Origin of the sequence: Nocardiopsis sp. NPDC007018 (genome assembly GCF_040635075.1) — a bacterium.
Classification (GTDB): Bacteria; Actinomycetota; Actinomycetes; order Streptosporangiales; family Streptosporangiaceae; genus Nocardiopsis.
This window is the reverse complement of the sequence record NZ_JBEYHA010000039.1, coordinates 1-25823: the sequence shown is the minus strand read 5'-3', so window position 1 is coordinate 25823 and position 25823 is coordinate 1. Positions and strand designations below refer to the sequence as shown.

General features: G+C 70.1%; 23 protein-coding genes. 9 read left to right on the top strand and 14 right to left on the bottom strand.

Annotation, left to right across the window (positions count from 1 at the left end; translation table 11 throughout):
* Positions 1-39 precede the first annotated feature (39 nt).
* A complete protein-coding gene (locus ABZ635_RS19690) occupies positions 40-4920 on the bottom strand; it encodes an NAD-glutamate dehydrogenase (RefSeq protein WP_357767059.1) in 4881 nt (1626 codons plus the stop codon).
* Between the two features lie 368 nt (positions 4921-5288).
* Positions 5289-5984, bottom strand: a complete 696-nt coding sequence (locus ABZ635_RS19685; RefSeq protein ID WP_357767056.1) for a haloacid dehalogenase-like hydrolase — start codon at positions 5982-5984, stop codon at positions 5289-5291.
* Between the two features lie 193 nt (positions 5985-6177).
* On the opposite strand from ABZ635_RS19685, the gene ABZ635_RS19680 reads away from it, so the two are divergent.
* On the top strand, positions 6178-6660 hold the full coding sequence (locus ABZ635_RS19680) for a hypothetical protein (RefSeq protein ID WP_357767053.1): 483 nt from the start codon (positions 6178-6180) through the stop codon (positions 6658-6660).
* Between the two features lie 63 nt (positions 6661-6723).
* Here ABZ635_RS19680 and ABZ635_RS19675 read toward each other — a convergent pair whose 3' ends face one another.
* Positions 6724-6972 carry a DUF397 domain-containing protein gene (locus tag ABZ635_RS19675; RefSeq protein ID WP_357767050.1) on the bottom strand — a complete coding sequence of 83 codons (249 nt, stop codon included), beginning with the start codon at positions 6970-6972 and terminating at the stop codon, positions 6724-6726.
* A gap of 2 nt (positions 6973-6974) precedes the next feature.
* Entirely contained in the window at positions 6975-7829 is an 855-nt protein-coding gene (locus tag ABZ635_RS19670) for a helix-turn-helix transcriptional regulator (RefSeq protein WP_357767047.1), read from the bottom strand.
* 174 nt (positions 7830-8003) lie between these two features.
* Between ABZ635_RS19670 and ABZ635_RS19665 the strand changes: the two genes are divergently transcribed.
* Together ABZ635_RS19665 and ABZ635_RS19660 are read left to right on the top strand one after the other, a co-directional pair.
* Positions 8004-8318 (top strand): hypothetical protein, encoded by a 315-nt coding sequence (locus ABZ635_RS19665; protein WP_357767044.1) that lies wholly within the window; start codon positions 8004-8006, stop codon positions 8316-8318.
* Positions 8319-8581: 263 nt separating this feature from the next.
* Positions 8582-9670: an rRNA adenine N-6-methyltransferase family protein gene (locus tag ABZ635_RS19660; RefSeq protein WP_357767041.1), complete on the top strand. Its 1089-nt coding sequence runs from the start codon at positions 8582-8584 to the stop codon at positions 9668-9670.
* Positions 9671-9771: 101 nt separating this feature from the next.
* On the opposite strand, the gene ABZ635_RS19655 is transcribed toward ABZ635_RS19660, so the two are convergent.
* A complete protein-coding gene (locus ABZ635_RS19655; RefSeq protein ID WP_357767038.1) occupies positions 9772-10872 on the bottom strand; it encodes an rRNA adenine N-6-methyltransferase family protein in 1101 nt (366 codons plus the stop codon).
* Positions 10869-11009 carry a hypothetical protein gene (locus tag ABZ635_RS19650; protein ID WP_357767035.1) on the bottom strand — a complete coding sequence of 47 codons (141 nt, stop codon included), beginning with the start codon at positions 11007-11009 and terminating at the stop codon, positions 10869-10871. The genes ABZ635_RS19655 and ABZ635_RS19650 overlap by 4 nt, the downstream gene beginning before the upstream one ends.
* A 183-nt stretch (positions 11010-11192) precedes the next feature.
* Here ABZ635_RS19650 and ABZ635_RS19645 point away from each other — a divergent pair, with 183 nt between their 5' ends.
* The gene (locus tag ABZ635_RS19645) at positions 11193-11996 is read left to right on the top strand and encodes a GntR family transcriptional regulator (protein ID WP_357767032.1); all 804 of its coding nucleotides are present in this window, start codon (positions 11193-11195) and stop codon (positions 11994-11996) included.
* On the top strand, positions 11989-12510 hold the full coding sequence (locus ABZ635_RS19640; protein ID WP_357767030.1) for a GNAT family N-acetyltransferase: 522 nt from the start codon (positions 11989-11991) through the stop codon (positions 12508-12510). The genes ABZ635_RS19645 and ABZ635_RS19640 overlap by 8 nt, the downstream gene beginning before the upstream one ends.
* Here ABZ635_RS19640 and ABZ635_RS19635 read toward each other — a convergent pair.
* The 7 genes from ABZ635_RS19635 to ABZ635_RS19605 all read right to left on the bottom strand — a co-directional run bounded on the left by ABZ635_RS19635 (position 12483) and on the right by ABZ635_RS19605 (position 18913).
* Positions 12483-12941, bottom strand: a complete 459-nt coding sequence (locus ABZ635_RS19635; RefSeq protein WP_357767028.1) for a hypothetical protein — start codon at positions 12939-12941, stop codon at positions 12483-12485. The two genes, ABZ635_RS19640 and ABZ635_RS19635, sit on opposite strands and share 28 nt — an antisense overlap.
* Positions 12942-12996: 55 nt before the next feature.
* Entirely contained in the window at positions 12997-13653 is a 657-nt protein-coding gene (locus tag ABZ635_RS19630) for an HAD family phosphatase (protein WP_357767025.1), read from the bottom strand.
* 194 nt (positions 13654-13847) lie between these two features.
* Positions 13848-15521, bottom strand: a complete 1674-nt coding sequence (locus ABZ635_RS19625) for a glycoside hydrolase family 3 N-terminal domain-containing protein (RefSeq protein WP_357767022.1) — start codon at positions 15519-15521, stop codon at positions 13848-13850.
* A 100-nt stretch (positions 15522-15621) separates the two neighbouring features.
* Positions 15622-16110, bottom strand: coding sequence for a PTS glucose transporter subunit IIA (locus ABZ635_RS19620; RefSeq protein ID WP_357767018.1), 489 nt, complete (start codon positions 16108-16110; stop codon positions 15622-15624).
* 93 nt (positions 16111-16203) lie between these two features.
* On the bottom strand, positions 16204-16440 hold the full coding sequence (locus tag ABZ635_RS19615; RefSeq protein WP_357767015.1) for a glucose PTS transporter subunit EIIB: 237 nt from the start codon (positions 16438-16440) through the stop codon (positions 16204-16206).
* A 190-nt stretch (positions 16441-16630) separates the two neighbouring features.
* Positions 16631-18127, bottom strand: coding sequence for a PTS transporter subunit EIIC (locus ABZ635_RS19610; protein WP_357767012.1), 1497 nt, complete (start codon positions 18125-18127; stop codon positions 16631-16633).
* Positions 18128-18175: 48 nt separating this feature from the next.
* Positions 18176-18913, bottom strand: a complete 738-nt coding sequence (locus ABZ635_RS19605) for a GntR family transcriptional regulator (protein WP_357767009.1) — start codon at positions 18911-18913, stop codon at positions 18176-18178.
* 284 nt (positions 18914-19197) lie between these two features.
* Between ABZ635_RS19605 and ABZ635_RS19600 the strand changes: the two genes are divergently transcribed.
* The 3 genes from ABZ635_RS19600 to ABZ635_RS19590 all read left to right on the top strand — a co-directional run bounded on the left by ABZ635_RS19600 (position 19198) and on the right by ABZ635_RS19590 (position 21996).
* On the top strand, positions 19198-20241 hold the full coding sequence (locus tag ABZ635_RS19600) for an SIS domain-containing protein (RefSeq protein ID WP_357767006.1): 1044 nt from the start codon (positions 19198-19200) through the stop codon (positions 20239-20241).
* Between the two features lie 188 nt (positions 20242-20429).
* Positions 20430-20837, top strand: a complete 408-nt coding sequence (locus ABZ635_RS19595) for a YciI family protein (RefSeq protein ID WP_357767003.1) — start codon at positions 20430-20432, stop codon at positions 20835-20837.
* A gap of 19 nt (positions 20838-20856) precedes the next feature.
* Complete coding sequence (locus ABZ635_RS19590) at positions 20857-21996, top strand: DUF6596 domain-containing protein (protein WP_357767113.1); 1140 nt, start codon at positions 20857-20859, stop codon at positions 21994-21996.
* Positions 21997-22058: 62 nt separating this feature from the next.
* Here the strand turns inward: ABZ635_RS19590 and secA are convergent, their stop codons facing one another.
* On the bottom strand, positions 22059-24905 hold the full coding sequence (secA, locus tag ABZ635_RS19585) for a preprotein translocase subunit SecA (protein ID WP_357767000.1): 2847 nt from the start codon (positions 24903-24905) through the stop codon (positions 22059-22061).
* Between the two features lie 332 nt (positions 24906-25237).
* Here secA and ABZ635_RS19580 point away from each other — a divergent pair, with 332 nt between their 5' ends.
* A complete protein-coding gene (locus tag ABZ635_RS19580; RefSeq protein ID WP_357766998.1) occupies positions 25238-25735 on the top strand; it encodes a hypothetical protein in 498 nt (165 codons plus the stop codon).
* The last annotated feature ends 88 nt before the right edge of the window (positions 25736-25823 follow it).

Sequence of the window (25823 nt, the reverse complement as noted above, 5' to 3'; positions counted from 1 at the left end):
CTGAACTGCTCCCCGGACGCCCCTCGAAGGCTCGGTCCGCTAGTCGACCAGCGAACGGATCGACCGCAGCGCCACCGAGAGGGTGGCCAGGTCGAAGCGCTCGTTCTCCTGGATCTCCGACAGCGTGATCCCGGCGCGCTGCACCGCGGCCTCGTTCTGCCCGGTCCACGCGGAGATCAGCTCGTCGTTGGAGCCCTCCCCGCCCGCCTCCAGCACACGGCTGGTGAGGTCGGCGTGGGCCGCGTAGAGGTCGTCGCGCAGGGCCGAACGGGCCATCGTGCCCCAGCGGTCGTCCCGGGGCAGGTCGATGATGCGCTCACGCCACCAGCTGATGTTGAACCGGTCGGCCAGCTCGAAGTACAGGCTGGCGACCCGTCCCACGGGCTGACCCGTGCGGCGCGCGATCTCCACCAGGTCGAGCGTGGAGTAGGCGGGGACCATCACGGCGACCCGCTCGGCGAGGTCCGTGGGCACGCCCAGCGACGTGTAGCGGTCGCGGCGCTCCTCGAACGCCTCCAGGTCCCGGCCGTGCAGCAGCTCCCGGAGCTGCGGCAGCACCTCGCCCACGCCCTCGGCGAAGAAACCGATCTCACTGGCGAGGTCGAACGGGAAGGTGCGGTTGCGCAGCAGCCACCGGGCGGACCGCTCGGCGAGCTTGCGGATCTCCAGCAGCAGCACGAGCTGGCTGTCGACCGAGATCTGGTGGTCCAGCTCCTCGATCTCGCCCCAGTACTGGCGCAGCTCCAGGATCTCCTGGGTGACCAGGTAGGCGCGGGCGATGTCGGCGGCGCTGGAACCCAGCTCCTCGTTGAGACGGAACGCGAAGGTCGTCCCGGACCGGTTGACCATCTGGTTGGTCACCTGGTTGACGATGATCTCCCGGCGCAGCGGGTGCGACTGCACGCCGGCGGCGTACCGGTCCACCCGCAGCGGGGTCGGGAAGTAGTCCGTCAAGGTCGACGCCAGGTACGGGTCGTCGGCCAGGTCGGACAGCCCGATCTGCTCCTTGAGGCTGATCTTGGTGTAGGAGAGCAGCGTCGCGAACTCGGGGCCGGTGAGCCCGGTGCCCTGGGCGCGCCGCTCGGCGATCGCCTTGTCGGAGGGCAGGTCCTCCTGCTTGCGCTTGAGGACCTTGGTGCGCTCCAGGTGGCGCATGTAGCGGCCGTGGACGTGCAGCATCTCGCCGGTCTGCTTGCGCGCGGCGGCCAGCACGGCGTTCTGCGCGTAGTTGTTGCCCAGGACCAGCGAGGCGACCTCGTCGGTCATGTCGATGAACAGCTGGTCGCGGTCGGCCTTGGCCAGCTCGCCGGAACGCACCTCGCGGTCCAGCATGATCTTGATGTTGACCTCGTGGTCGGAGGTGTCCACACCGGCGGAGTTGTCGATGAAGTCACTGTTGACCCGGCCGCCCTCGCGGGCGAACTCGATCCGGGCGGGCTGGGTCAGGCCCAGGTTGCCGCCCTCGCCGACCACCTTGACGCGCAGCTCGGTGGCGTTCACCCGCACCTGGTCGTTGGCCTTGTCGCCGACCTCCGCGTGGGTCTGTCCGCTCGCCTTGACGTAGGTGCCGATGCCGCCGTTCCACAGCAGGTCCACCGGCGAGGTGAGCACGCACCGGATGAGCTCGTCCGGGGTGAGCGAGGTGACGTCCTCGTCGATACCGAGGACCTCGCGGACCTGCGGGGTGACCGGCACGGACTTGGCGGTGCGCGGGTGCACGCCGCCGCCCTCGGAGATCAGCGCCGGGTCGTAACTCTCCCACGTGCTGCGGGGCAGGCGGAAGACGCGCTCGCGCTCGGCCCAGGAGACGGCCGGGTCGGGGTTCGGGTCGAGGAAGACGTGCCGGTGGTCGAAGGCGGCCACCAGCTTGATCTTGCGCGACAGCAGCATGCCGTTGCCGAACACGTCGCCGGACATGTCGCCGATACCGACGACGGTGAAGGGCTCCTCCTGGACGTTGACGCCCATCTCGCGGAAGTTGTACTTCACCGACTCCCACGCGCCCCGGGCCGTGATGCCCATGGCCTTGTGGTCGTAGCCCACGGAGCCGCCGCTGGCGAAGGCGTCGCCCAGCCAGAAGCCGCGCTCGTTGGAGATGGCGTTGGCGGTGTCGGAGAAGGTCGCGGTTCCCTTGTCCGCGGCGACCACCAGGTACGAGTCGTCGCCGTCGTGCAGGACGGTGCGCTCGGGGTGCACCACCCGGCCGTCGACGAGGTTGTCGGTGACGTCCAGCAGGCCGCTGATGAACTGCTTGTAGCAGGACACGACCTCGGCCATGACCTCCTCGCGGCCGGCCCCGGCGGGCAGCCGCTTGCAGACGAAACCGCCCTTCGCGCCGCTGGGCACGATGACGGAGTTCTTCACCATCTGCGCCTTGACCAGGCCCAGGATCTCCGTGCGGAAGTCCTCGAACCGGTCCGACCAGCGCAGGCCGCCACGGGCTACGGAGCCGAAGCGCAGGTGGACGCCCTCGACCCGCGGCGAGTACACGTACATCTCGAACCGGGGCCGCGGGTGCGGAAGGTCCGGGATCTGCTGCGGGTTGAGCTTGAGCACCAGGTAGGGGCGGCCCTCGGAGCCGCCCTGGTAGTGGTTGGTGCGCAGGGTGGCCTGGATGACCGCGAGGAACGAACGCAGGATGCGGTCGTGGTCGAGGCTGGCCACGCCGTCGAGCTCGCCCTCGATCTTGCCGACGATCACGTTGCCGCGCTCGGCGCGGCCCTCGTCGGGCTGGTCGGGGTCGAACCGGGCCTCGAAGAGCTCCACGAGCAGGTTGGCGATCCCGACGTTGGCGACCAGGACGTCGGCCAGGTAGTCGGGGGTGAAGGTCGACCCGGTCTGGCGCAGGTACTTGGCGTAGGCGCGCAGCACGGTGAGCTGGCGCCAGTCCAGCCCGGCGCGCACGACCAGGCCGTTGAACCGGTCGGACTCGCCGAGGTCGCGCCAGGAGGCGTCGAAGGCGTCCTCGAAGAGGCCCTTCAGGCGTTTCGGGGAGAGGTCGGAGGACTCCAGCGGGCCCAGGCCGAAGTCGTAGATCCAGACCCGGCCGACGCCGTCGACGGTGATGTCGTAGGGCAGCTCGTCGACCACCTCGACGCCCAGGTGCTCCAGGACGGGCAGGACCTGGGACAGCGAGATGGGCTCGCCGATCCGGGCGAGGCGGAACCGCCAGGCGCCGGAGGCGGCGCCCTCGGGCTGGTAGAGGCTCGCGGAGAACTCGCCCGCGCGGTCCTCGGGGGCGGTGCGCTCGAGCAGCTCCTCGATGCGGCAGATGTCCGTGGCCGCGACCGTCGGGTCGTTGTCGATCTTGTAGGCCTCGGTCAGGCCCGGGCCGTAGCGCTCCTTGAGCGTGGTGGCGCGGGTGGGACCGAACGCGTCGACGAGGGCGTCGTCGAAGTCGGCGTCCCAGGAGCGGGCCGCCTGGCGGACCTTCTCCTCCAGCTCGACCTGGTCGATGTCGGCGAGGGTCTGGCCGCTCCGCGCCCGGGCCACCAGGTAGAGGCGGGCCAGCGGGGCGGCGCCGATCATCACGTTGTGGTCCATGGTGGCGCCCTGGAAGGCGTCCGCCAGCACCTGCTGGATGTCGAGGCGCACCTGGGTGCTGTACTCGTCGCGCGGCATGTACACGAAGCAGGACATGTAGCGGCCGCCGTACGGGTCGCGGCGCATGAACAGCTTGGTGCCGCGGCGGTCGCGCAGCCGCAGGACGCCGCGGACGATGCTGTACAGCTCGCCCACGGGGATCTGGAGGAGTTCCTCGCGCGGGAAGGTCTCCAGGAGCTCGATCAGGTCCTTGCCGTCGTAGCTGTCGGCCTCGAACCCGGCCAGGGCGAGGACCTCGGCCTGCTTGCGGCGCAGGATGGGGATCTGGGCGATGCTGCTCGTGTTGGCCTGCGAGGAGAACAGGCCGAGGAAGCGGCGTTCCCCGATGATGTTGCCCTGGGCGTCGAACTTCTTGACGCCGATGTAGTCGAGGTACTTGGGCCGGTAGACGGTGGCCCGGGAGTTGGCCTTGGTGAGCACCAGGACGTAGGGCTCGCGGGCCTTGCCGCGGATCTCCGGGGGCAGCGCCGAGAAGCTGGTGGGCGCGTCGGCGTCCATGCGCAGGATGCCCAGGCCGGTGCCGGGCTCGGGGCGCAGGGAGTCGTCGCCGTTCTCGTCGGTGACCAGGGCGTACTCGCGGTAGCCCATGAAGGTGAAGTGGCGGTCGGCGATCCAGCGCAGGAAGTCGACGCTCTCGCCGATCTCGCGCGGGTCGACGCCACCGGCGACGAGGCGGTCCTGGTAGGCGGAGACCTCGTCGGCGATCCGGATGACCCGGTCACTCATCTTGGCGGAGTCCTCGTCGGCGTAGCGGACGTCGTTGAGGACGCGCTCCAGCCGGGTGGTGATCTCCTTGACCCGCTCGGGGTCGCTCTGCCGGTCGATCTCGATGTGCATCCACGACTCGTCGGTCGGCAGCAGGCCGTCGCCGCCGATCTCCGGGTCGAACTCCCTGAGGTGCCCGGCCAGGTCGCGGCCGACGGTCATCTGGGGGTGGATGATGAGCCGTACCCCGGCACCCAGGTCGCTGAGGGCCATGGTCACGGAGGAGACGAGGAAGGGCGCGTTGTCCGTGACGATCTCGACGACGCTGGTCTGCTGCTCCCACCCGTCGTCTTCGAGCGTCGGCGTGTAGACGCGGACCTTGGCCCGGCCCTGGACGCGCTCGGCACCGAAGGAGCGGTGGGCTTCGGCGGTCCAGCAGATCTGCTCGGGGCTGCGCCCGCTGATCTCCTCGGGGTCCGTGTGCCGGTAGTAGAGGGGGAGGAAGCCGCGGACCGCGTCGGCGGCCTCGGGGCTGAGCCGGTCCCCCGGATTCCACCGGGAGGCCGCGTCACTCAGCAGCTTCTGGAGGATGACGTCTGATTGCCCGGACATAGGGATCTTCTCACTCCTTTGTGAGCAACGTCGCACGAGCGCAGTCGAGGACACCCGGTCATGTGACGTGTGTGGCTCGTCAGGCGACCTGTGAACTTCTGTGGCTGACTTGTGAATTCCCGTGAGGTCCTTGGGCCGCAAGGAACCCACGAGGGCGTTGGTTGGGTTGGTACCTGTGCGCACAGGTGGCGTCAAACGAGGTCGGGACGTCGTTGTCCCGCCCTCTGCACGACCCCCACTCGGTGGGGGCCGCCCCCAGGCTACTGCTTTTCGCGCGCGAGAACAGGACCAACACCGTTACGGGCTGGTTACGTACCGTAAGGACTGGATTGCGGCGGGCACGGAACCACGTACGCGGCCCGGCCCGATCACCGTGTGGTGGCCTGGTGGACGGCCGTCATCACGGCTCGCGGGTCGCTCAGGTCCTGGAGGACGATCTGGGCCCCGGCGTCCCGCAGCTGCCCCTCGGTCGCGGAACCGTTGAGCACCGCGACGGGGGTCGCCCCGCCGATCAGCGCCGCCCGTACGTCCGGGGCGGAACCGGTGACGAACACCGTCTCCTCCTCCGTGTAGGCGCGGCCGCCCTCGCCGGAGGCGTGCAGCCGGATGGACTGGATCAGGCTCGACTTCGGGTAGTTGACCGACCCGAACCCGCCCACCGCCAGGTTCAGGTGCGAGTCCAGGCCGAAGGCGGCCAGCTTGGCCGTGGCGTTGGCGCGCGTGCTGCCGCTCACCACGGTCTGCAGGGTGTCCGGGAGCGCGGCCACGGCGGCCAGGGAGGCGGCCGCGCCCGGCATGACCCGGCCCTTGGCCAGCAGCTGTTCGTGGCGGGCGGCGAAGGAGGTCTCCAGGGCGGCGAGGAAGTCGCCCAGGACCTCGGTGTCGGGTTCGAGCTCCACGTAGTTGCGGGCGCAGAACTCGAAGAACATCTCCGAGTCGGTGCGGCCCGCCGACGAGGTCAGGTAGACCAGCGGTTCGCCCGTGACCTTCTCGAAGGCCTCGGCGTAGGCGGCCCTCATCACCTGCCCCACGTCGAGGAGGGTGAGGTCGATGTTCCATAGCACCAGGCGGCTGATGGCTGACTCCTCGGGGATCGGAGCGGGGGTTCGGGATCTCCCTATTGTGCCGGATGGGTGATGAGAGGCGGAAACGGCGTCCGGACCCGGCCAGCGGCGGAGCACCGGGGCCTTCGCGCGCGTCTCATCCCCCGCGGACGCGTATGAGCGGACGTACCCCCCTGACGAAGGAAGGTCCCCCGTGAACGGTTCCTGGCGGTTGCCCCTGATCGCGGCGACGACGGCGGCCCTGGCGGCGTGTTCTCCCGGCGGCCCGGCCCGTGACGGGACGGCGGTGGTCGGCGACGACCCGCGCGTCATCGTGCACGACTTCTCGTACGGGATGGACATGGGTCTCACACTGGCGCTGGAGTACGTGCCGGAGCACGGTTGCCTCCTGGTGCGCACGGCCGACCCCGAGGACGGCGGGCCCGGAGAGGCGTTCACGCCGATCTGGCCGAGCGACGTGGAGCCGTTCCATGAGGACGGACGTGCGGGGGTCAGCGTCCCGGGAGTCGGTGAGCTCGTGGACGGGGACGCGTTCACGAGCGGGGGCTCCTACACGGACGCGTCCGAACTGGACGAGGTGCCCGACCTACCCGGGGAGTGCCTCCCGGAGGGCGGGTTCGTCACCATCAACCAGGGTTCGGTGGAGAGGAGTGAGGGAGCCCCGGGCACGGAGTGACGCCCGGGGCACACGTGTTGGCGTCCCGGCCCGGTCGCGGGCCGGGACGCCAACACGGGAACCTCAGACGTGGGAGGGGCGGGCGGCGACCAGCCGCGCGAAGGCGGCCCACTCGGAGGCCCCGACGGGCAGGAAACCGTGGTCGGGGTTCTTGGAGTCACGGATGGCCGCGCCGGTCGGCAGGTCCGCGACCTCGACGCAGTTCTCCTGAGAGGTGGAGTAGGAGGACTTGCGGAAGGTGAGGATTGGCGCGACCTCGACGCAGTTGTCCTGGGAAGAGGAGTAGGAGGACTTGCGGAACTCCAGCAGCATGATCAGGCTCGCTTGTCGTGCTCGGCGGCGATGGATTCGATGAGGTCAAGAGACTTCCTCGGGTCCAAGGCCAGGTTGTGGACGCCGTCGAAGATCAGCCTATGCCGATCCACGTAGGCCTCATCCTCCACGTACAAGGACTCCACCCCAGTGGAGATGCTGACGATCCCCGGCTCCGGATTGGGAAACTCCAAAAGCGAGAAGGCACCGTCCATCGCGGTGTGTGCTCCAGCATCAAACGGCACCACCAGTAGTGTCACCTTGTAGTGCGAGGCCATGCCTTGCAGAAATCGAAGCTGTTCGGCCATCACCTCAGGTGAACGTACAGCCCGACGAAGAACGGCTTCGTCAATCACGCTGATCAGCTGTGGCCCCTTTGGAGCATCGAGCACGCTCCGACGGGCCATCCTGGATTCCACCTTGCGCTGTGTGTCTTCGGGTGGGACGACACCCCCGGACTCGAAAATCGCAGCGGCATAGCCCGGTGTCTGCAGCAATCCCGGTATCGCAAGCGCCTCATAAGAGCGGATTCGGACGGCCTCGGCTTCCAGGTCAGGCAGAGCTCCCGGGAACAAATCGGCGTATTCATGCCAGTCGCTGCGCCCGCGAGCCTCCTCGGTCAGACTGAGAAGATGCGCGCGGTCATCTCCCTCCACCCCGTAGAGGTCCAGCAGGGCCTCCACGTCAGTGCGCTTGGGAAACCGCCACTCGTTCCGCTCCGACCTGGTCAGCTTGCCCGTCGACCACTTCAGCTTCTCGGCCACCGACGCGGCGGACATGCCCCTGTCATCACGGAGCTTCCTCAGCGCGGCCGACAGCCTGCGCCGCCGGACCCCGGGCGAATGACCTCCGGCCACGACATCTCCTTCCAGGCAGCGGTTGCGTGCCTCGATCGTAGTAGCAGCCATCGTCGGGCCGATTTTTCTGACTGACTACAAAAATTGCTTGTAATCATGACTGGCTCGAATCATACTGAGATCAGTAGCACACCCATACCGGGTGTCGCCTCCTCTACGTAGGGAGATGACTCCATGGCGTCAACAACCCTGTCTCAAGCCCCGCTGATCACCGACATCGTCCAGATCATCCGGGGCGGAGAGCCCGACGAGCACGGGGTCTCGCTGGCCGGGCGCCTCTCTCCGTCCGCCCCGCGCTACCACCGGGAGTGCGCCTGCTCCTGCGTCGGGATCGCGGACTACTTCTGGGAACGGCTTGACCGCCTGAACCCCTACGGCAAGAACAGCGGATTCTGGCTGCGAGTCGTCTCCGAGGACTTCGAGGACGAGGGTCTCCCCGAGGGAGCGACCATCGTCGAGACGATCCGGGTGAGCCACCGCGTCCACTGATCCCCCTCCGTGCCGTTGGGCGGCGCCGTCCTCGTCAGGCGGCGCCGCCCATCCGCACGGATGGACATCCCTCGATTGGAGACCTCCATGTCGCTCCTGTCCCCCACTCGTGATTCCGCCCTTCCCCCGTTGAGCGACCCTCGTGCCACTGACTCTTGTACCTGCGGCGGGTCCGGAGAGATGCGCATCGAAAGCGACGGAAACAGACCCTGGCCGGGTCACCAGCCAGTCGACCATCCGATCTGCAAGGGAAGTGGTGAGGCATGAACTCGAACGACCCGCACACCCGGCTCGTGGAGGCGCTGGACACGTCCGAGACGGTGCGTGCGGCCTTCGCCGACCACCCCCGGCACCGGTTCGTCCCGGACATGATCTGGCCCGGTGTGTCCGGGCTCCCGCTCTTCCGCTCGGCCGACCCGGAGCGCTGGACGCGGATCGTCTACGAGAACGACGCCGTCATCACCCAGGCCAACGACGGTGGGAGCGGGCCCGTCAACAGGCCCTCCTCGTCCTCCTCCGCCCCACAGGTGATGGCGGACATGATCCACGCGGCGGGGGTCGGCCCGGGGATGCGGGTTCTGGAGATCGGCACCGGGACCGGTTGGAACGCGGCGATCCTCTCCTCTCTCGTCGGCCCCACCGGATCGGTGACCTCCCTGGAGATCGACCCCAAGGTGGCCGAGCACGCCGTGAAGAGGCTCTCCGGGACCGGAGTGTCGGTCGCGACCGGCGCCGTGCCACCCGACGGGCCCTACGACGCGGTCATCGCCACCTGCGCCGTGCGGCGCGTCCCGGAACCGTGGACGACGGGCCTCGTGCCGGAGGGCACGATCGTCCTTCCCTGGGCCACCCACGACTCTCGGGGGCCCACACCGATCGTGGCGCTCTCCGCCGGAAGTCCCCTGGCCGGGCCGTTCGTCCGGGACGGTTCCTTCATGCGCGACCGCACCCAGCGTGTTCCCCCGGAGCGGTTCCCCGGTGTGGGGGCCGAGAGCGAACGGGAGGGGCACTTCCCTCTGGGCTCTGAGGAGCTGATCGACCAGGACCGACTGACACGTCTGGTCCTGGCCGCGCCGTTCCTCTCGATCGACCTGCACGGACACCCGTGGCGGGAGGGACACGCCTCGATCGTCGCGCTGGGTGCCGACGACTCCTGGACGTACGTGTGGCCGGACGGCTCGACCACCGGCGGCGGCCCCCGAGACCTCGGCCGAGAGCTGGGCGAGGTTTACACCGAACTGGACGGGGCGGGCTGGCCCGAGCTGAAGGAGTTCACTCTGGAGGTCTCCCCCGACCGCCGGACGCACACGATCCGCAGCGGCCCGCTCGGCCCCTGGGAACACGGGGTGTGAGGTACCGCCCGTCCCGGAGCCCTCGGCACCGGGACGGGCGGACCTCGCGGCCCTGGACGACCGCTCGGACGGGGAAGACCACCGAGGTACCAGGACGCGACCTACACCGAGTGCTCCCAGCTACCGAAGGGCGCCGTGACCCGGCACGCCCCCTCGGCCAGGTCGGCTTCCAGCGAGAACTCCGTCAGGGCGGGCCACCCCTCTCCCGCCAGGAGTGCGTGGGCCGCGCGCAGGCGCTCCACCAGATCCGTGGGGCCTCCGCCGTGGGTGGCGCCGTCCGGCCACAGGTAGGCCCAGGAACCGTCCGGGGTGCCGAGGTAGATGATGGACCCGACACCCCCGCCGAACGGACGCATCCCCACCCCGAGGCGAACTCCGGGAAGCATGAGCATGAACCGGGTGACGCGGTCGTCCTCGGTCAGGTCCTCTGCGGTGAAGGGCAGGACCCGGGTGCCCTCCGACTCACAATCCATCCCGGGAAAGTCTCCGCTGGGGACCCGCTGGGTGCGGTCCCGCATGAAGAAGGCCTCACACACGAACGGCCCGGCGGCACTGGTCGGTCCGGTCTTCTCCAGGACCGCGACCGGACTGGCGTGCGAGTCCGAACTCGGCCCCCAGGGCACCACGATCCGGCCCTCCGGGCTCAGCCCGCCGAGCCAGGAGACGGGGACCCGGCTCACCGCACAGGTGGCGATGACCGCGTCATAGGAGTCCCCTGTGGGCGGCTCCGCCGCGTGCACCACCTTCACCGGCGTTCCCGTGAGACGTTTGCTCGCCCGCCCCGCGACCTTGGGGTCGATCTCCAGAGAGGTCACCGATCCGGTGGGACCCACGAGAGAGGAGAGGATCGCGGCGTTCCAGCCGGTCCCGGTACCGATCTCCAGCACCCGCATACCGGGTTCGATCCCGGCGGCCCCGATCATGTCGGCCATGAGCTGCGGTGCCGAGGAGGACGAGGAGGGGTGGTTGACGGCTCCGCTGCCCCCGTCGTTGGCCTGGGTGACCACCGCGTCGTCGTCGTAGACGTAGGCGGCCCAGCGCTCGGGATCGGCCGAGCGGATCAGCGGCAATCCCTGGATGTCCGGCCACACCAGGTCAGGGATGAACCGGTGCCGGGGATGGTCGGCGAAGGCCACACGCACCGACTCGGAGACGTCCAGCCGCCCCACGAGATCGGAGTGCATCCGCTGGAGATCCGTCACTTCCGAACCGTTCCCGTCCCCCCGCAGTCCTGGCAGGTCACCACTTCCTTGTCCTGACCCCAACCCTTCTTCTGCCCGTCACTGGTGAGGATGAAGGTTCCCTCACCACGGCAGGCGCCGCATGTGCTCTCAGCCACGTGGATCTCCTCATTCCAGGGGTGGGTGAGAGGACACGTCCCTCGCCCACCAGGGGGTTCCTGAACAGCACCTCACGGAAATCGGACCAAGAGTCACTCCGTGGCGACGCTGAGTTCCATCAGAGCACAAGTGGCTTAAGCCAGTCAAAATACTGGCTCAAGCCAGCTGCGTAGAATATCTACATGACTTCCGAGGAGCACAGAGAGCAGCCGCCCCCCAGCCGGAGGATCGCCGATCGCCTGCGCTCGGCGATCCACGACGGCGACCTGCTCCCGGGGGACAGGCTGCCCTCAGAACGCGATCTCGCGCAGGAGTACGGAACGGCCCGCAACACGGCCCGTGAGGCGCTCCGCATCCTCGCCGAGGAAGGCCTGGTCGACCGTCGGCACGGTTCCGGGGTGTTCGTGCGCGAACGCCGCAGGACGCTCAGGTTCGGGGCTGAGCGGTATTCCCGACGCCTGCGGGAGGAGACCGGGCTCTCCCCCTACCGTGCGGAGCTCGCGAAACAGGGCCTCGTCCCCCGCGTGGACTGCGTGTCCATCGAACGGGTCGTCCCACCAGCAGATGTCGCCGAGCGGCTGGGGCTGACCGACGGGGCATCGGACGTGGTGCGCAGGGAGAACTGGTACTACGCCTCGGATGGCACTAACGAACACCCCGTACAGGTGGGGGTCACGTTCGTGCCCTGGGCCATCGCCGGGGGCACTCCTCTGGCGACCTCGGCGAACCTGGGCAAGGGCAGCCTGTACGCCCGTTTCGAGGATCGCGGCCACCGGATCACCCGCAGCCGCGAGGAGGTGTCCGCCCGCATGCCGACCCCCCAGGAGGCACGTGGGCTCATGGTTCCCTCCGGGGTTCCGGTCCTGGAGGTGCTGCACACCGGGATCGATCAGGGGGGCCGCCCCTTCGAGGTCACCCGATTCGTGATGCGGGCGGACCTGGCGGCATTGGACTACGACATGGCGGTGGAGGAGACGGATGACTGACCGAGTGCGGGTCCGGGAGCGGACCGACGACGACCTGACCGCGCTGAGCGACCTCCTCGTCCGGGTGCACGCCCACGACGGCTACCCGGTGGAGGGCGTGGCCGACCCACGGACCTGGCTGACCGACCCGGGGTTCCTCCGCTCGTGGGTGGCCGAGCACGACGGCGCGCTCCTCGGGCAGGTGAGTCTGGCCGAACCCGAGGGGGCGGACGCGGTCGCGCTGTGGAGCGAGCGGACCGGCCGCGCCCGCGACGAGGCGGCCGTCCTCTCCCGGCTGTTCGTGAGCCCCTCGGCACGCGGCCGGGGTGTGGGCGAGTCCCTGACCCGCGCGGTGATGGAGCACGCCCGCCGCCACGACTCCGCGCTGGTGCTGGACGTGATGGCCAAGGACCGGTCGGCCGCGCGCCTGTACGAACGCCTGGGCTGGGAGCGCCTGGGCGCGATCACGCACGCCTTCGACGGTTCCCCCGGCGTGCCCGCGTACTGCTACGCGTGGGACTCCTCGACCAGGTAGCGGATCTCCTGCACGCCGAACCACATGAGCTCGTGGTCCTCGGCGGCCTCCGAAGCGGGATCGGCGGCGGACTCGGCGACGTCGTCGGCGGCGTCGGTGTCGTCGATGTGCACGGAGCGCAGCTTCTTGTAGGGCACGCCGCCCGCGACGGTGACGCGGGCGACCCCCTCGGCGTGCCGCCCGCCGTGCTCCACGGCGGCGTCGGGCATCTCGGCGGCCAGGACCACGCGGCGGCGGGGCGCCCCGGGGTCCTCGGCGAGCAAGCGCAGGGAGGCCCGGGCCGCCGCGTACATGGCGTCGTACTCGGCCTCCTCGGTGTCACCGTCGGGTCCGGCGTCGGCGGTGAACGCGGTGAGGGCCTCCCCCTCCAGGCGGCCCCGGTCGAGCAGGGCCGCGAGCGCGGGGACGGTGCTGGGCAGGAAGACGTACATGGGCTCTCCAGGGCGGGATCGGGTCCCTACGAGTTTCCCAAAGAACCCGACGAGGTCAGACCGGCTGCCGCTCGTGTTCGTCCTCGGGGGTCAGGAACCGTTCCAGCGCGCGGCGGGTGCTCTCCACGTCGGTGTGCAGGATGCCGGTCATGCCGAGGGACTCGGCGGTCGCCACGTTGTGCGCCAGGTCGTCGATGAACACGCAGTCCTCGGGTTCCAGCCCGAGCCGCTGGCAGGTGTGCAGGTAGATGCGCTCCTCGGGCTTGCGCATGCCGACCTCGCCGGAGATGACGACGGTGTCGAAGGTGGCCGTGAAGTGGTCGCGGGGGTAGCCATTGCCCCAGGAGTTGGAGAGCAGGGCGGTGCCGTGCCCGCTCCCCCGCGCCGAGCGCAGGGTGTCGTACATGGCGTCGACCGGGTCGAAGTGGGCGAACATGCGCTCGATGAGCCCCTCCGCGCGCACCGGTGCGCCGTGGGTGGAACGCAGCAGTGCGGCCAGGTCGCGCTCGAACAGGTGGGTCTCGATCTCGCCGCGTTCCAGGGCGTGCACGGGGTTGTCGGGTGCGCTGCCGTCGAAGTACGGGCGCATGACCTCGTGGTAGTGGTCGATGTCGATCCGGTCGGACCTGAGCCAGGCCCGGATTCCCTCGGGCAGGGGCGGGGTGAGCACTCCGCCCCAGTCGGAAATGACCCCTCGTCGGGTGCCGTTCATCCGGTCGCCTCCATCGGTGATCGCCGCTGTGGACCACCCGTCCGGCCCGGTGCGGAGCCACCTGGAGGCCGGACGGGGAACGGTTCTTCCCGTTCCCCGTCCGGTTCAACCTTCGTCCACGGCGCGCGGACCGGTGGTGGGCGCCGCCGGTCGCGGTCCCCGGCCCGGGCCGCCCGGCACCGCCGCACGGCGGGTCAGTAGCCCAGCCCGGTCCCCGCGGTCACCTCGGCCCCGGGGATGTCCACCGGCAGCGTGCCGGAGGGGTCGACCTTCCCGGAGATCGCCCGGGCGGCGGCCACACGGGAGACCTCCACCGCCGAGTACAGGGCGATGTAGGCGTCCACGTCGGGGAAGGCCTCCAGGTCGTAGGGGCCGCCCTGGGCGACCGCGACCACCGGGGTGCCCTGGGCCCGGCCCGCGGCGACCATGCCGCGCTGCTCCTCGGAGCTCCGCGCGCCGTTGGTGCCCACCACGAGGACGTCCTCACCGCTGTCCACGACCTCCAGACCGGCCTCGGCGAGCGCCGGAGCGATCCGGTCGGCGCCCACCCCCTGGACGCGCACGCGCGTGCCCGCGTCGAGCGGCAGGAGGCCGCCCTCGTTGCGTACCAGGGTGACGGAGGCGTCGGCGACCCGTTGGGCCGCCTCGGCGTGCTCGGGGTCCTCCATGGCGGCGTCGGCCTCGGCGGGGTCGGCGGACTCCCGTTCCAGGACGCCGCGCTTCTCCTTGAGCGTGAGGACGCGCAGCACCGACTGGTCGATGCGCTCCTCGGTGATCCGGCCGCTCTCGACCGCCTCCCGGATCGCGGAGACCGCCGCGCCCGGGTCCGGCGGCATGAGGAGCTGGTCCACCCCGGCCTCCACCACGCGCACGGCGATCTCGCCGTCCGGGTGGGTCTGGCGCACGCCCTCCATGTTGAGGGCGTCGGTGGTGACCACCCCGTCATAGCCGAGCTCGTCGCGCAGGATGCCGTCGATGATCAGCGGCGAGAGGGTGGCCGGGTCCTCTCCGGGGTCCAACTGCGGCATGAGCACGTGCGCGGTCATGATGGCGTCCACGTCCGCGTCCACGGCGGCCCGGAACGGTGGCAGGTGCTCGGCCTCCCAGCGGTCGCGGGGCAGGTCGATCACGGGCAGGCCGGTGTGGCTGTCGACGTCGGTGTCGCCGTGGCCGGGGAAGTGCTTGATGACCGGCACCACGCCCTGTTCGGCGTAGGCGGCGGACTCGGCCAGCACCATCTCCGACACCAGTTCCGGGTCGGAGCCGAAGGAGCGGATACCGATGACGGGGTTGTCGGGGTCGGTGTTGACGTCGGCGTCGGGCGCGTAGTTCATGTTGACGCCGACCGCGAGGAGCTCGTCCGCCGTGGTGGACGCCCGCAGCGCCGCGAGGTCGGTGTCACGGGTGGCGCCGACCGCCATGGCGTCGGGGAACAGGGTGCCCACGGGCATGCGCACCACGAGGCCCTGCTCCTGGTCGATGCTGATGAACAGGGGCACGCCCGGACCCTGACCGGCCGCCTGTTCCTGCATTCCGGCCGACATCCGGGCGATCTGCTCGGCGTCGTCGAGGTTGGCGTCGAAGTAGATGACGCCGCCGGGCCGGTACGCCTCGATCTGGGCGGCGTTGTCGGCGGCGGTGGTGCCCTGCGCGGTGAGGACGAGGAGCTGGCCGATCTTGTCGTCCAGGTCCATGTCGGCGAGCAACTGTGGAGCCAGGACCGGTTCGAAGGGCTCGGGTGTGGCCTCGGCGCTGGGTTGGACGTTCTCGGGCGAGGTGTCCACCTCCTCGGGTGTGGTGCAGGCTGTGGTGATCAGGGTGAGGGCCACGCAGGCCGGGGCCAGGGCGCGTGGAACGGACGGTCTCATAAGGGACTTCTTCTCCGCCGGATCGCTGGTTGCGGGCGGAGACTACCCGCTCGGGCGGAGCGGCTGGGACACGCCCCTCCGTGGCGGGCGGTGCGCGGGGTCAGCCCCAGGCGAACAGCTCCTGGCCGGGTTCCACCGCTCCCCTCGCCAGTTCGGAGAGGCTGCCCGGCTGGGCGTCCAGGGCGACGACGGGTACCACCGAGGGCTTGCCAGCGGCGGCCACGGAGCCCGGCGACCAGCGGATGACCGGGGTGCCAGCGGCCACCTCGGCGCCCTCCTCGGCGAGGAGGGTGAACCCCTCCCCCGCCAGCTGCACGGTGTCGATGCCCAGGTGGACGAGGACACCGCGCGCGCCGTCGGAGGACAGGACCACGAAGGCGTGCGGGTGGAGCTTGACCAGGGTCCCGGCGATCGGGGCGACCGCCTCGTGTTCGGAGTCCTGGCCGCCCTCCTGTCCGGGTTCGGGGTGGACGGCCACGCCGGGGCCGACCATGCTCTGGGAGAAGACCGGGTCGGGCACCGTGTCCAGGGGCAGGGCGGTCCCGGCGACGGGAGAGAGTACGCGCAGCGCACCGTTGAGGTCTGACATGGGTGAGGTCTTCCCCGGGAACGGGACTTAACCCAGAAAAGGGGCGACCGGAAGAGCACAAAGGCCCTTTTTCCCGCGGCCCGTCCAGGGGCGTCAGTCCAGCAGGTCCTGGATGTCGTCCGTGAGGGAGTCAGCCTCCGGACCGACGACGACCTGGACGACGTTGCCCGAGACCAGGACCCCGTGCGCGCCCGCGGCCTTCAGGTCGGCCTCCCGGACCAGTGCGGGGTCGGCGACCTCCGTCCGCAGCCGCGTGATGCAGGCCTCGATCTCCTCGATGTTGGCCGCGCCGCCCAAACCGGCGACGATCGCCGTTGCCTTGTCCGACATGTGCCCTCCGTGCTCTACCCGGGATCACGTGACCCGGGGGGTCTGAGCCGAGCTTAGAGGTGGCGTGCCTCACACGCCAGGGTCGGCGCGGCGGCGGGCGCGGGCGCGCTGGTGGAGCGGGGTGGCCCGGCGCCGCCACCGGGGGCGGTCGCCGGGCTGCCCGGGCGGGCGGGCCGCTCGGGCCCGCCGCTCAGCCGGAGCGGTCGGAGCCGCCGCCGCTCGGCGCCTCGGGGCCGGTCCCGATCGCGCCGTCCGCCTCGGCCGGGGCGGTGGGCGGCGGCGCGGGCTCGTCGGGGTCGGGCTCGCGACCCGGTGTGGGGAAGTCGAACCGCCTGATCAGCACGTAGAAGATCCCGAAGTAGACCAGGAAGTAGACGACACCGAACAGCAGCAGTGCCCCCAGCCCCTGGGTGTTGCTCTTGGTGGCGTTCAGCAGCAGGTCGATCAGGCCCGCCGAGAACCCGAAGCCCAACTGCACGTCGAACAGGTTCATCAGCGCCAGCGAGACACCGGTGAGCACGATGTGTACCGCGAAGAGCACCGGGGCCACGAAGATGAACGCGAACTCCACCGGCTCCGTGATGCCCGTGACGAACGCCGTCAGCGCCGCCGGGATCATGATCGAGCCGATCTGGGCACGCCGCTCCTTCGACGCGGCCAGCCACATCGCCAGCGCCGCGCCCGGCAGGCCGAACATGAGCACCGGGAAGAAGCCGGAGAGCATGCTGCCCGCGGTCGGGTCACCCGCGAAGTAGCGGGTGATCTCCCCGTGCGAGACGGCGCCGTCCGCATCCGTGTAGGTACCGGAGACGAACCAGACGAACGAGTTCACCACGTGGTGCAGGCCGAGCGGTAGCAGGACCCGGTTGACCACACCGTAGATCCCGGCACCCAGCGCGCCCGCGCCGATGAGGGCCTCGCCCAGGTTCTGAATCCACATGCCGACGATCGGCCAGACCAGTCCCAGCACCACGCCCATGCCCAGCCCGGCCAGGGCCGCGACGATCGGGACGAAGCGGCGCCCGCCGAAGAAGCCCAGCCAGGTGGGCAGTTTGATCCGGTGGTAGCGCTGCCACAGCACGGCGGCCACCAGGCCCACCACGATCCCGCCCAGCACGTCGGTGGGGTTTTTGACCGCGTGGTTGATGACCGGCATGAGGGCGTTCACCCCCTCCGCTCCGGCAGGTGGGTCCAGGACCGGCGGCGGGTCGAGAACCGGTTCCCTGGACACCGGATCGGTCGCGACCGGGTAGGACACGAGCCGGGACCCGATGTCCCCTGTCGCACCGTCGAAGGTCACCATCGTCCAGGTGGAGACCCGGTCGAACACCAGGTAGCCGACCACGGCGGCCAGGGCCGTGGAGCCGTCCGCGCGCTTGGCGAAGCCGATCGCCACACCGATCGCGAACAGCAGGGGCAGGGCCTCGAAGATCGCCTCGCCGGCGGTGCCCACGGCACCGGCGACCGGCGCCATCCAGCCCATGCCGTTCACACCGGCCAGGCCGTCCGCCCCGAGCAGGTCGTCCTGGCCGAGGCGGAGCAGGATCGCGGCGGCGGGCAGGACCGCGATGGGCATCATCAGGCTGCGGCCGAGCCGCTGGAGCACGGCGAGCGCGGCGGCGCGGCGACGGCGTGCGGGGGGCCCGGACCGGTCCGGGTCCTTCGTCGCTGGGGTCGGGTCCGACATGGTGGGGGGTCCTCCCTCTCGGACGCGCGCCCGACGGGGCGCGAGACGTCAGTCCCCGTGCCTCCGCGGGTCCAGGCGGGAGTGCAGCTGGTAGCGGTCGGCACGGTAGGTGGACAGGGCGAGTTCCACGCACTGTCCCTTGGCGAAGCTGCGGCGCTGCATCACCAGCACCGGGCTTCCGGCGGGTAGGCCAAGGAGACGGGAGTCGGCCGAGTCGCAGATCCCGGCCTCGATGGTCTGCTCTCCGGAATCCAACAGGATGTCGAACTCGTTTTCCAGGACCTCGTAGAGAGATCGTTCGGCCAGATCGTGGTCCTCCAGGCCGGGGACCATGGCCGCCGGGATGTTGGAGCGCTCCACCGCCATCGGCTCGTCGTCGGCGGTACGCATGCGCTCGATGTGGTGCACGAGCGTGCCGGGGGCGATGTCGAGCATGCGGGCGGTGTGACCGCTGGCCGGGATGACCTGGCGGATCAGTTCGCGCGCGCCCGGCTCGAAGCCCCGGGCGCGCATGTCCTCGCTGAAGGAGGCCAGGACGAGGGACATCTCGATCTTGGGCCGGGCCACGAAGGTGCCCTTGCCCGGGACCCGGTACAGACGCCCCTCGGCGACCAGGAGGTCGATGGTCTGGCGCACGGTCATGCGGGAGAGGCCGTAGGTGGAGCTGAGCTCCCGCTCGGAGGGGACCATGTCGTCCACGCCCAGCCCGGCCGCGGTGATCCAGTCCAGGAGCAGGTCGCGGAGTTGGACGTACTTGGGCAGGGGGTTGCTGGCGTCGATCGGCATGGGGCGGATGGCCTTCTCGGTCGGCGGGTCGGGTGGTCCGGTGGTCGGCGTTCGACCTTAGCGCGGCATCCGCCCGGACTCGTGACACTTGCCGGGTCATGCCGGGATCTGACTGGTATAGTCCGGACTAGACCATAGCTCGACCCGCGTGTCAATCCTCCTTGTGCCACGCGGAGTGAACCAGCATCGTGGCTGGCCAGCGACGTAGTCCGGGCCGTCCACGAGCGACCAGCGCGGCCCCCGGCGTACGTCCAGGACCGCACGTCCACACCGGAAGGCTCCGTATGACCACCACGACGAGCGTGATGCGCTCCGAGATCGCCGAACAGCCCGAGGCCCTGCGCCGGACCTTCGCCGAGCTCCTCCCCCTGCGCGGCGAGATCGAGGCGCTCGGCCGCTCCACCCAGCACGTCCTGTTCATCGCCCGGGGCTCCTCGGACAACGCGGCGGTCTACGGCAGCTACCTCCTCCAGGCGCACACCGGACGACTGGCCACGCTGGGCTCCCCCTCGATCGCCACCGCCTACGGTGCGCGCGTCGACCTGTCCGGGGTCCTCGCCGTGGCCATCTCCCAGTCCGGCAAGACCGAGGAGATCGTCGAGACCATGCGCTGGGCCGCCGACTGCGGCGCCCGGACCGTCGCCGTCACCAACGGCGCCGACTCCCCGCTCGCGACCGAGGCCGACGTCGCCCTGGTCACACGGGCCGGGAACGAGCTGGCGGTCCCCGCCACCAAGACGTACAACACGCAGTTGGCCGCCCTCGCCGTGCTGGCCCTGGGTCTGGGCGCCAAGCTGGACGCCGGGGAGCTGGACCTGGTTCCGGAGGGCATCGAGCAGACCCTCGCCGCGCCCACCGACTCCCTGGAGGAGATCGTGGAGCGGATGGTGGCCGTCCAGGGCGCCGTGATCTCCGGTCGCGGCATGGCCTTCTCCACCGCGCTGGAGGCCGCGCTGAAGCTCAAGGAGGCCTGCTACCTGCACGCCATGGGGCTGTCCTACGCCGACCTCCAGCACGGCCCCATCGCCGTGGTGGACCCGCGCACCCCCGCCCTGCTGGTGGCGGCCCCCCACGGCCCCACCCTGGAGGGCACGGTGGCCCTGGCCGACCGGGTCCGCTCCGCCGGAGCCCCGGTGTTCGGCTTCGGCGGCGGTGCCGCCCTGGCCGCCGCGAGCGACCTCTCGGTACCGGTGCCGGACGTCCCCGAGTGGGTGTCGCCGATGAACCTCATCGTCCCCGCCCAGCTGCTCACCGAGCACCTCGCCCGCCGGCTGGGCTACAACCCGGACGTGCCGCGCGGCCTCAACAAGGTCACCCAGACCACCTGACCTCCGGCCCCTCCGCTCCCCCGAACCCGGTGCGGCGCTCACGGCCCGGCACCGCACACGCGGTGCCGGGCCGCCGGTGTTCCAGGCCCCGGTAAAGATTCCGACGAGGGTGTCGAGAACGCGCGCCCGGCTCCGTCCCCGCTGTGAACGCGACCACAATGGGTCGCACCGCGACAAGGAGAGGGACCATGGCCAAGTACCTGCTGCTCAAGCACTACCGGGGCGCCCCGGCCTCCGTGAACGACGTCCCGATGGACCGTTGGACACCCGAGGAGGTGTCGGCGCACGTGAAGTACATGAACGACTTCGCGGCCCGGCTACAGGAGACCGGCGAGTACGTGGACTCCCAGGCGCTCGCCCCGGAGGGGACCTTCGTCCGCTACGACGGCGAGGGGCGCCCTCCCGTCACCGACGGCCCCTTCCCCGAGACCAAGGACGTCATCGCGGGCTGGATGGTGATCGACGTCGACGGCTACGACCGGGCGCTGGAACTGGCCGGTGAACTGTCGGCCGCGCCCGGGGCGGGAGGACGCCCCATCCACGAGTGGCTGGAGTTGCGCCCGTTCCTGGGCGCCTCGCCCACCATCGAGGAGTGAGCCCGACGTGACCGCCGACGTGGACGAAGCGCTGCTCCGGACCCTCACTCCCGAGGTGACCGGTCTGCTCGTCCGACGAGGTGCCGACTTCGCGTCGGCCGAGGACGCCGTCCAGGACGCGCTGATCGAGGCGGTGCGCGTCTGGCCGGGGGACCCGCCCCGCGACCCCAAGGGATGGTTGGTCACCGTCGCCTGGCGCAGGTTCCTGGACGCCACCCGCGCCGACACCGCTCGCCGCAGACGCGAGGCGGCCGTGGCAGAGGAACCGGAGGCTGGAACCGCGCGCGCGGTGGACGACACGCTCCGGCTCTACTTCCTGTGCGCCCACCCGTCACTGACCCCGTCGTCGGCGGTCGCGCTCACCCTGCGCGCGGTCGGCGGACTGACCACCCGCCAGATCGCCCGCGCGTACCTGGTCCCCGAGGCCACCATGGCTCAGCGCGTCAGCCGTGCCAAGCGAACCGTCTCCGGCGTGCGGCTGGACCGCCCGGGAGACGTCCGCACCGTCCTCCGAGTGCTCTACCTGGTCTTCAACGAGGGCTACTCGGGGGACGTCGACCTGTCCGCCGAGGCCATCCGGCTCACGAGGCGGCTCCACACCGCCGTGGACCACCCCGAGGCGGCCGGTCTGCTCGCCCTCATGCTGATCCACCACGCCCGCCGCCCCGCGAGGACCACCCCGGACGGGTCCTTGGTACCGCTCGCCGAGCAGGACCGTTCTCTGTGGGACACCGTTGCCATCGCCGAGGGGGTCCGCGTGCTCCAGGGAGCGCTGGCGCGCGACCGCCTGGGCGAGTACCAGGCCCAGGCCGCGATCGCCGCGCTGCACGCCGACGCCCGGACCTCGCAGGAGACGGACTGGCCGCAGATCGTGGAGTGGTACGACGAACTGGTGCGCCTGAGCGGCAGCCCGGTGGCGCGGCTCAACCGGGCCGTCGCCCTGGGTGAGGCGCAGGGGCCGCGGGCGGGACTGGCCGCCCTCGGCGAACTGGACGAGTCGCTACCCCGATACCGGGCCGTGGCCGCGCACCTGCACGAGCGCGACGGCGACCTCGGGCGTGCGGCGCGACTGTACACGCGAGCGGCTCTGGACGCCCCCGACCTCGCCGAACGCGCCCACCTGACCCGACAGGCCGCCCGGATCAACAGCGGACGCTGACGCGTGTGGGCGCGGCCCCTCGGGAGCCGCGCCCACACGCGTGTTCGTGGTGCCCTCAGCCGTTACCGGGCCGTGGGGTCACCGTGGCACTTCTTGTACTTCTTGCCGGAGCCGCAGGGGCAGGGCGAGTTGCGGGCGGTTCCCGCGTACTCGTTGTCCACCGTCTCGCTGTGCCGCTCGACGGTGCCGTCCTCGCTCGGCGCGGAGTACTGGAGCTTGTTCGGCTGGTCCTCGCCGAACCCGGGAACCACCACGTCCTCGGCGGGCGCGGCCTCCTCCTCGGGAGAGTCTGCCCTGGCCGCCTCCGGGTCGTCCTCCACGGCCGTGGCGACGGCGGTCGCACCGGAGGAACCGCCGACCGTGGCGGCCGTCTTCGCGGCGGCCGACGCGGTGAGCGTGGGCTCCTCCTTCTTGCGGACCTGGACCTCGACGTTGAAGAGGAAGCCGACCGACTCCTCCTTGATGGCCTCCAGCATCTGCTGGAACATGTCGAAGCCCTCGCGCTGGAACTCGATCAGCGGGTTGCGCTGGGCCATCGCTCGCAGGCCGATGCCCTCCTGGAGATAGTCCATCTCGTAGAGGTGCTCACGCCACTTGCGGTCCATGACCTGGAGGATGACGCGGCGCTCGACCTCGCGCATCGCCTCCTCGCCCAGGTCGGCCTCACGGGCGTCGTAGGCGGTCCTGGCGTCCTCGACCACCCGGGAGGCGATGAGCTCGCCGGTGAGGGTGTGCAGGTCGCCGTTCTCCTCGATGAACTCGTCCACCGTGAAGCTGATCGGGTACACCTGCTTGAACGCGCGCCACAGCTTGTCGAGGTCCCAGTCGTCCGGGTCGCCCTGGGCGGTCTCCTCCACGACGTAGCCGCGCAGGACCTCGTCCAGCATCTCGACGACCTGGTCGCGCAGGTCCTGACCCTCCAACACCTTGCGGCGCTCGGCGTAGATGACCTTGCGCTGGCGGTTGAGGACCTCGTCGTACTTGAGGACGTTCTTGCGAATCTCGAAGTTCTGCGTCTCGACCTGGCCCTGGGCGGAGGCGATCGCCTTGCTCACCATGCCGGACTCGATCGGCTGGTCGTCGGGGATGTTCAGCTGGTTCATGAACACCTCCAGACGGCTGGAGTTGAACAGGCGCAGCAGGTCGTCCTGGAGCGACAGGTAGAAACGGGACATACCCGGGTCGCCCTGACGGCCCGAACGACCGCGCAGCTGGTTGTCGATACGGCGCGACTCGTGGCGCTCGGTGCCGAGCACGTAGAGACCGCCCGCCTCGACGACCTTCTCGTGCTCCGACTCGAACTCGGCGGTGGCCTTCTCCAGCGCGGCGGGCCAGGCCTCCTCGTACTCCTCCGGGGTCTCCAGCGGGCTCAGGCCACGGGACTGGAGCTCCTCGTCGGCGAGGAAGTCGGGGTTGCCGCCCAGCATGATGTCGGTACCGCGACCGGCCATGTTGGTGGCCACGGTGACCGCGCCGAGCTTGCCCGCGCGGGCGATGATCGACGCCTCACGGGCGTGGTTCTTCGCGTTGAGGACCTCGTGCGGGACGCCCTCGCGCTTGAGCATCCGGGAGAGGAGCTCGGACTTCTCGACGCTGGTCGTACCGACCAGGACCGGACGTCCCTCCTCGTGGCGCTCCGCGATGTCCTCGGCCACGGCCTGGAACTTCGCGTCCTCGTGCTTGTAGACGACGTCCTTGACGTCCTCGCGGACCATCGGCTTGTTGGTCGGGATGGGGACCACGCCGACGCCGTAGGTCTGGGTGAACTCCGCCGCCTCGGTCTGGGCGGTACCGGTCATGCCGGACAGCTTCTCGTAGAGGCGGAAGTAGTTCTGGAGCGTGACCTTGGCGAGAGTCTGGTTCTCGTCCTTGATCTTGACGCGCTCCTTGGCCTCGATGGCCTGGTGCATGCCCTCGTTGTAGCGGCGGCCCGCGAGGACGCGGCCGGTGAACTCGTCGACGATGAGGACCTCACCGTCCTTGACGATGTACTCCTTGTCCTTGCGGTACAGCTCCTTCGCCTTGAGGGAGTTGTTGAGGAAGCTGATCAGCGGGGTGTTGACGGCCTCGTAGAGGTTGTCGATCCCCAGCCAGTCCTCCACCTTGGCCACACCGGACTCGGTGATGCCCACGGTGCGCTTCTTCTCGTCGACCTCGTAGTCGGTGTCCTTCTTCAGACGGGGCGCGATCTTCGCGAACTCGGCGTACCAGCGCGAGTTCTGCTCGGAGGGGCCGCTGATGATCAGCGGGGTGCGCGCCTCGTCGATGAGGATCGAGTCGACCTCGTCGACCAGGGCGAAGAAGTGGTCCCGCTGGACGGTGTCCTTGAGCGAGAGCGCCATGTTGTCGCGCAGGTAGTCGAAACCGAACTCGTTGTTGGTTCCGTACGTGATGTCGGCCTGGTAGGCCTTGCGGCGCGCCTCGGCGGTCATCTGGGGGCCGACGACGCCGACCTCCAGCCCGAGGAAGTGGAAGATGCGGCCCAGGTTCTGGGCGTCGCGTCGGGCGAGGTAGTCGTTGGTCGTGATGACGTGCGCGCCCTTGCCCGCCAAGGCGTTGAGGTACACCGCGAGGCTTCCGGTCAGGGTCTTGCCCTCACCGGTCTTCATCTCGGCGATGTTGCCCAGGTGCAGGGCGGCGGCGCCCATGATCTGCACGTCGAAGGGGCGCTGGCCCAGGGTGCGCTTGGCCGCCTCGCGGACCGTCGCGAAGGCCTCGGGAAGGAGGTCGTCGAGGGACTCACCGTCCTCGTGGCGCTCCTTGTACTCCTTGGTCAGGTCGCGCAGTTCCTCGTCCGTGAGGTCGACGTAGTCGTCCTCCAGGGCGTTGACCTGGTCCTTCAACTTCTTGAGCCGGCGCAGGATCTTACCTTCACCCGCGCGCAGGAGCTTGTCGAGTATGCCTGGCACTTCCTATGCGCTCCTCGCAGATCGCGGTTGGCTCCACCGAGGGGGTGGAGAGTCAGATCTAGGCCCGCTGACCGCTTCCCGTGGCCACGGAGGTCAAGGGGTCAATCCTGGGTCCTCGGGCCTACATCCTAGAGGACCCGGAACCGCTTCCCGTCCTCTGGACAAACGAGCGGGACGGGCTTGGATGTTCCCTTCTTTTTCGTGAACATTCGTGCGGAGAGCGGCATTGTTCCGGGTAGTTCTCCAAGGGAGAGCGGTGGTTCCGGCCGACCGTTTCCACCGGTTCGGACGGAACCCGACCGGACGCGACCGTGTTCCCAAGGGGGGACCACATGCGAAGCAGAAGAGAGCGCGAATCCGTCCCGGCCCCCGGTTCCGGGCCCCGCCTGTCGAGGACCCCGGACGACGCCGTGAACGAGTTCCTGAAGGGGCGCCGGCCCACCGTGCTCGGGCCCAGCGACACGGAGGACCCCGGGCTCGCGTGGGAGCTGCACCGCCCCACGGACGAGGAGAAGGGTCGGCACGGCGATATCCGGGGCTTCCAGCGCCAGGGCGGTTCGCTGGCCCCGACCAACGGGCACCGGGGAAGCGCGGCGTCGTGGGTCTGCGTGGCGGTGGCCGTGGCCGGGTTCGCTCTGGGCGGCCTGGCCGTGGTACTGGACGGCTCCGTCGTCCTGCTGGTGATCGGGGCGGCCCTGATGCTGGCCTCCCTGGTCGTGGCGGTGTCCACCGACATCCTCAGCGACGTGGTGCTCGACCCGCCGCGTGAGGAGTCCGAGGAGCCCCACCAGACGCCGCTGCACCGCATCAAGCACCCGCGAAGGGCCTGACCACACGCGTCGCGGCGGGCCCGTCGGGCACCGGTCAGGTGGCCATCCTGCTGGGACTCATCGCCCTCTACCTGGCGATCCCGCTGAG

Bases quoted from the DNA above. Each gene is read 5' to 3' on its own strand.
- ABZ635_RS19675 (WP_357767050.1), bottom strand. From the start codon at position 6,972: ATGCTGCTGGAGTTCCGCAAGTCCTCCTACTCCTCTTCCCAGGACAAC.
- ABZ635_RS19615 (WP_357767015.1), bottom strand. From the start codon at position 16,440: ATGTCGGACAAGGCAACGGCGATCGTCGCCGGTTTGGGCGGCGCGGCC.
- ABZ635_RS19625 (WP_357767022.1), bottom strand. From the start codon at position 15,521: ATGAGACCGTCCGTTCCACGCGCCCTGGCCCCGGCCTGCGTGGCCCTC.
- ABZ635_RS19635 (WP_357767028.1), bottom strand. From the start codon at position 12,941: ATGTACGTCTTCCTGCCCAGCACCGTCCCCGCGCTCGCGGCCCTGCTC.
- ABZ635_RS19580 (WP_357766998.1), top strand. From the start codon at position 25,238: ATGCGAAGCAGAAGAGAGCGCGAATCCGTCCCGGCCCCCGGTTCCGGG.
- ABZ635_RS19610 (WP_357767012.1), bottom strand. From the start codon at position 18,127: ATGTCGGACCCGACCCCAGCGACGAAGGACCCGGACCGGTCCGGGCCC.
- ABZ635_RS19640 (WP_357767030.1), top strand. From the start codon at position 11,989: ATGACTGACCGAGTGCGGGTCCGGGAGCGGACCGACGACGACCTGACC.
- ABZ635_RS19600 (WP_357767006.1), top strand. From the start codon at position 19,198: ATGACCACCACGACGAGCGTGATGCGCTCCGAGATCGCCGAACAGCCC.
- ABZ635_RS19605 (WP_357767009.1), bottom strand. From the start codon at position 18,913: ATGCCGATCGACGCCAGCAACCCCCTGCCCAAGTACGTCCAACTCCGC.
- ABZ635_RS19665 (WP_357767044.1), top strand. From the start codon at position 8,004: ATGGCGTCAACAACCCTGTCTCAAGCCCCGCTGATCACCGACATCGTC.
- ABZ635_RS19620 (WP_357767018.1), bottom strand. From the start codon at position 16,110: ATGTCAGACCTCAACGGTGCGCTGCGCGTACTCTCTCCCGTCGCCGGG.
- ABZ635_RS19630 (WP_357767025.1), bottom strand. From the start codon at position 13,653: ATGAACGGCACCCGACGAGGGGTCATTTCCGACTGGGGCGGAGTGCTC.
- ABZ635_RS19690 (WP_357767059.1), bottom strand. From the start codon at position 4,920: ATGTCCGGGCAATCAGACGTCATCCTCCAGAAGCTGCTGAGTGACGCG.
- ABZ635_RS19660 (WP_357767041.1), top strand. From the start codon at position 8,582: ATGAACTCGAACGACCCGCACACCCGGCTCGTGGAGGCGCTGGACACG.
- ABZ635_RS19645 (WP_357767032.1), top strand. From the start codon at position 11,193: ATGACTTCCGAGGAGCACAGAGAGCAGCCGCCCCCCAGCCGGAGGATC.
- ABZ635_RS19595 (WP_357767003.1), top strand. From the start codon at position 20,430: ATGGCCAAGTACCTGCTGCTCAAGCACTACCGGGGCGCCCCGGCCTCC.